This window comes from Ottowia sp. (assembly GCF_035325765.1).
Classification (GTDB): Bacteria; Pseudomonadota; Gammaproteobacteria; order Burkholderiales; family Burkholderiaceae_C; genus Ottowia.
In genome coordinates this window covers 1-4,449 of record NZ_DAOKZG010000094.1, presented here as the reverse complement: position 1 = coordinate 4,449, position 4,449 = coordinate 1, and the positions used below count along the sequence as shown (strand labels likewise).

The 4,449-nt window shown below is 68.5% G+C and carries 4 protein-coding genes, 1 pseudogene and 1 other annotated feature; of the genes and pseudogenes, 4 read left to right on the top strand and 1 reads right to left on the bottom strand.

From position 1 onward, the window contains the following. The first annotated feature begins 84 nt into the window (after positions 1 to 84). The 4 genes and pseudogenes from PKA16_RS15670 to PKA16_RS15655 all read left to right on the top strand — a co-directional run. Complete coding sequence (locus PKA16_RS15670) at positions 85 to 1,473, top strand: aminopeptidase P N-terminal domain-containing protein (RefSeq protein ID WP_324404599.1); 1,389 nt, start codon at positions 85 to 87, stop codon at positions 1,471 to 1,473. Further along, positions 1,470 to 2,069: an MOSC domain-containing protein gene (locus PKA16_RS15665; RefSeq protein ID WP_324404597.1), complete on the top strand. Its 600-nt coding sequence runs from the start codon at positions 1,470 to 1,472 to the stop codon at positions 2,067 to 2,069. The genes PKA16_RS15670 and PKA16_RS15665 overlap by 4 nt, the downstream gene beginning before the upstream one ends. 21 nt (positions 2,070 to 2,090) lie before the next feature. Next, on the top strand, positions 2,091 to 2,576 hold the full coding sequence (locus PKA16_RS15660; RefSeq protein ID WP_324404595.1) for a nucleoside deaminase: 486 nt from the start codon (positions 2,091 to 2,093) through the stop codon (positions 2,574 to 2,576). Positions 2,577 to 2,755: 179 nt separating this feature from the next. Continuing rightward, a pseudogene (locus tag PKA16_RS15655) lies at positions 2,756 to 2,920 on the top strand (nucleotide pyrophosphohydrolase); the annotation flags it as partial. 154 nt (positions 2,921 to 3,074) lie between these two features. On the opposite strand, the gene PKA16_RS15650 reads toward PKA16_RS15655, so the two are convergent. Continuing rightward, positions 3,075 to 4,324, bottom strand: a protein-coding gene (locus tag PKA16_RS15650) for an IS3 family transposase (protein ID WP_324404601.1) whose coding sequence is annotated in 2 segments (ribosomal slippage) — positions 3,075 to 4,036 and positions 4,036 to 4,324 — 1,251 coding nt in all. Because the reading frame shifts where the segments join, the coding sequence is not laid out codon by codon here. Further along, positions 3,930 to 4,046: a sequence feature (AL1L pseudoknot), on the bottom strand. (Overlaps the previous gene by 117 nt.) Positions 4,325 to 4,449 lie beyond the last annotated feature (125 nt).

Here is a 4,449-nt window from a genome sequence, read left to right as displayed (position 1 = left end):
ATTGGAGGTAGGCAATTCATTTATGTTCCCTCAAGAATCAAACACTACACTAGCATTGACGGTTTGCAAGCAGATCCACCCACCATGACCGATCAGTCTCCCCATGCCGCGCGCCGGGCCCGCCTGGCGGCCCAGCTCGGGGCCGATGCCATCGCCATCGTCCCCACCGCGCCGGTGCAGCCGCGCAACCGCGACAGCGACTTCCCGTATCGGCCCGACAGCTATTTTTATTACCTGACGGGCTTCGAGGAGCCCGACTCCTGGCTGGTGCTCGAAGCCGGCGGGCGCGCCACGCTGTTCTGTCCGCCCAAGGACCCGGAGCGCGAGATCTGGGACGGCATCCGCCTGGGGCCGGAGGCGGCGCCGGCGACGCTGGGCGTCGACGCGGCATTCCCGGTCACCGAGCTGGACGCGCAGCTGCCGCGCCTGCTGGAAAACCGCAGCGCCGTGTGGTTTCCGTTTGCCACCCATCGCGGGCTGGAATCGCGCATCGACGGCTGGCTCACCAGCGTGCGCGCGCGCGTGCGCTTCGGCGCCCTGTGCCCCGGCGCGCAGCGCGACCTGTGCGCGCTGCTGGACGAGATGCGGCTCATCAAGGATGCGCACGAACTCGCGATCATGCGCCGCGCCGGCGCGATTTCGGCCGCTGCCCATGTGCGCGCCATGCAGCGCAGCGCGCGCATGCTGCGCGCCGGCGAGGACGTGCGGGAATACCACCTCGAGGCCGAGCTGCTGCACGAGTTCCGCCAAAACGGCTCGCAGTTCCCGGCCTACACCAGCATCGTCGCCGCCGGCGCCAACGCCTGCGTGCTGCACTACCGCGCCGGCAGCGCACCGATCCGCGACGGCGAGCTGGTGCTGATCGACGCTGCCTGCGAACTCGACGGCTACGCCAGCGACATCACGCGCACCTTCCCGGCCAATGGCCGCTTCAGCGGCCCGCAGCGCGCGCTCTACGAGATCGTGCTGGCGAGCCAGGAGGCGGCGGTGGCGGCGACGCGGCCGGGCGCGCGCTTCAACGATCCGCACGAGGCGGCGGTGCGCGTGCTGGCCCAGGGCCTGCTCGACCTCGGTCTGCTCGACGCGACCAGGGTCGGCGGGCTCGACGACGTGATCGCGCAGCGCGCCTACTTCCCCTTCTACATGCACCGCACCAGCCACTGGCTCGGCATGGACGTGCACGACTGCGGCAGCTACGTGGAGCCAGCCGAGGCCGGCCAGGTGAGCGAGCGGCGCGACCCGATCTCGGGCGAGACGGTGAAGGACCGGCCCAGCCGCATCCTGCGTCCCGGCATGGTGCTGACGATCGAGCCCGGGCTTTATGTGCGCCCGGCCGAAGGCGTGCCCGAGCGCTTCTGGAACATCGGCATCCGCATCGAGGACGACGCGGAGCTGACCGCGGACGGCTGCGAGCTGATCACGCGCGGCGTGCCGGTGGCGCCGGACCAGATCGAGGCGCTGATGCGGGCATGAGCGCGGCGCCACGCATCGTCGCCATCAGCGTGGCGCTGGCGCAGCCGTTGCGCGTGGACGGGCGGCTCACGGTGGCCAGCGGCATCCGCAAGCAGCCCCGGGCCGGCCCCGTGGCCGTGCGGCCGCTGGGGCTGGAAGGCGACGAGCAGGCCGACCTGTCGGTGCACGGCGGCCTGGACAAGGCGGTCTACGCCTACCCCCGCGAGCACCTGCCATTCTGGCGCGAGCAGCGCCGTGCGCGCGGCATCGCGCCGGCGGACACCGCCCTGCAGCCCGGCTTCATCGGCGAGAACCTGCTGCTGGCCGGCCTGCTGGAACGCGACCTGTGGGTCGGCGACACGCTGCATTTCGACGGCTCGGACTGCGTGCTGCGCGTCACCGCGCCGCGCCAGCCTTGCTACAAGCTGGGCCTGGTGACGAGCCTGCCCGAGGCCGGCCGCCTGATGGTGCGGGAGGGCATCTGCGGCTTCTACCTGGCCGTCGATGCACCGGGCAAGCTGGCGGCGGGCATGGCGATCGGCGTCACGCCGGGGCCGCGCCAGCTCGGGCTCACCGAGGCCATGCGTGCCAAGTGGGCGCGCTATCGGAGTGATTGAAGTGGATAGAAGGAAGATGAAATGATTCAGGCGAGCGACCTGCCGCACCTGCGGCGCTGCGTGGAACTGGCGCGCGAGGCCCTGGAAGCGGGCGACCAACCGTTCGGCTCGGTGCTGGTGTCGGCGGACGGCAAGGTCCTGTTCGAGGACCGCAACCGCGTTGCCGGTGGCGACCACACGCGCCACCCGGAGTTCGAGATTGCGCGCTGGGCGGCCACGCACCTGACGCCGGCCGAGCGCGCCGCGGCCACCGTCTACACCTCGGGCGAGCATTGCCCGATGTGCGCCGCCGCGCACGGCTGGGTCGGCCTCGGGCGCATCGTCTACGTCAGCTCGTCCGAACAGCTGGTGGGCTGGCTGGACGAACTGGGCGCGCCGCTGCCGCCGGTGAACACGCTACCAATCCAGACCGTGGTGCCGGCCGCCGTCGTCGACGGGCCCGAGCCCGAACTGGCCGAGCAGGTGCGGGCGCTGCACCAGAAGTTTCACGGGCAGACATCGACCTAAGGACCGAGTCGGGCCCGCCGCGGATCGGCAGATGCTCGGGCGGTGCGTCGAATTGGGCAATATTGCATTCTGCAGCGGCGGAAAGTGTAGTCGCGTGTAACTGTATCCCAATTTCACGTCAGACTAATAGGGAACGCCGTCGGCACTCGACGGCGGCGAACCGGACGAATCAGATCGACATGGACGTCAAGAGTCTGCAACAACGACTGCGCGACTTCGCGGCCGCCCGCGACTGGCAGTCCGTTCATACGCCCAAGAACTTGGCGATGGCGCTGATGGTGGAGGCGGCGGAGTTGCTGGAGCTGTTCCAGTGGTTGACAACGGCGCAGTCCAATACGCTTACCCAGGCCGAGGCTGAACCGCCCCGGGTTTCGAGGAGGCCAGTTGGCTTGAGTCAGACCGACATGGCCTGACGGCTCTTGGGTTCGTCTTTTTCTCTTGCAGCCCCCCGCAGGGGCCGCCGGAGCCCCCCCCCCGGTTAGGCCATGTGCTCATGGTTCAACCCTCCTGCAGCACGACGGCTGAATGGGTGGGAGAGGCCTCAGCTTGCTGGCGCCAGTAGTTTGCCTCAGCTTCGGCCGGCGGGATGTAGCCGATGGGCTCCAGCAGGCGATGGTGGTTGAACCACGCGACCCACTCCAGCGTCGCCAGCTCGAGCGCCTCACGCGTCTTCCACGGCCCGCGCCGGTGGATGACCTCGGCCTTGTACAGCCCATTGATGGTCTCGGCCAGCGCGTTGTCGTAGCTGTCGCCGGTGCTGCCCACCGAGGGCTCGATACCGGCTTCAGCCAGGCGTTCGCTGTAGCGGATCGACACATACTGCGAGCCCCTATCGCTGTGGTGCACCAGCGCGCCCTCGCGCTCGGCGCGCCGCGCATACAGCGCCTGCTCCAGGGCATCGAGGACGAAGTCGGTCTGCATGCTACTGCTGACCCGCCAGCCAACGATGCGCCGCGCGAAGACATCGACGATGAAGGCCACGTAGACGAAGCCCTGCCAGGTGGACACATAGGTGAAGTCCGCCACCCACAGCTGGTTGGGCCGCTGGGCCTTGAAGTGGCGATTGACGCGGTCCAGCGGGCACTGCGCCTTGGCGTCGGGCACGGTTGTGCGCACCTTCTTGCCACGGCGCGCACCTTGCAGGCCCAGGCGCCGCATCAGGCGCTCGACCGTGCAGCGTGCCACAGTCACGCCTTCGCGCAGGAGCTGGCGCCAGACCTTGTCGGCGCCGTAGACCCGTAAGTTCACGTCATACACGCGTTGCACCTGCGGTATCAGCTGTGCGTCGCGCTGGGCCCTGGCAGGCAGCAGCGACGGATCGCGCAGCCGTGCCGCATGACGCCAATACGCCGACGGGGCGACCTGCAGCGCTGCGCAGATCGGCTCGACCCCCAGGCGAGCGCGATGCTCGTCGATGAAGGCGTTCATTTTTTGTTGTGGCGGCCCGGCTCCGCCTGGGCGAAATAGGCGCTGGCGAGTTTGAGGATCTCGTTGGTCTTGCGCAGTTCGCGCACCTCGCGTTCAAGTTCCTTGATCCGTTGCTGCTCGCCGCTCGTGGCGCCGGGCCGAACACCGCTGTCGCGCTCGCCCTGGCGCACCCACTTGCGCAGCGTCTCGGCCGTGCAGCCAATCTTGCTGGCGATCGACTCGATCGCCGCCCACTGCGACGGGTACTGATCCTTGGCCTCGAAGACCATGCGCACCGCGCGCTCGACAACCTCGGGGGAATACTTCGGGGACTTCCTCATCATGGCTCCATTCTCAATCGAAGGAGCCTCCTCGATTCCCGGGGCGGTTCAAGGCCGACAAAGAACGCGTTAGGGAAACCCTGAACAACCCACCTTTTCAGTCCACCGAGGCGTAAAGTTGTCCC

Coding starts and splice junctions, on each gene's coding strand:
- PKA16_RS15670 (WP_324404599.1), top strand. CDS start 85: ATGACCGATCAGTCTCCCCATGCCGCGCGCCGGGCCCGCCTGGCGGCC.
- PKA16_RS15665 (WP_324404597.1), top strand. CDS start 1,470: ATGAGCGCGGCGCCACGCATCGTCGCCATCAGCGTGGCGCTGGCGCAG.
- PKA16_RS15660 (WP_324404595.1), top strand. CDS start 2,091: ATGATTCAGGCGAGCGACCTGCCGCACCTGCGGCGCTGCGTGGAACTG.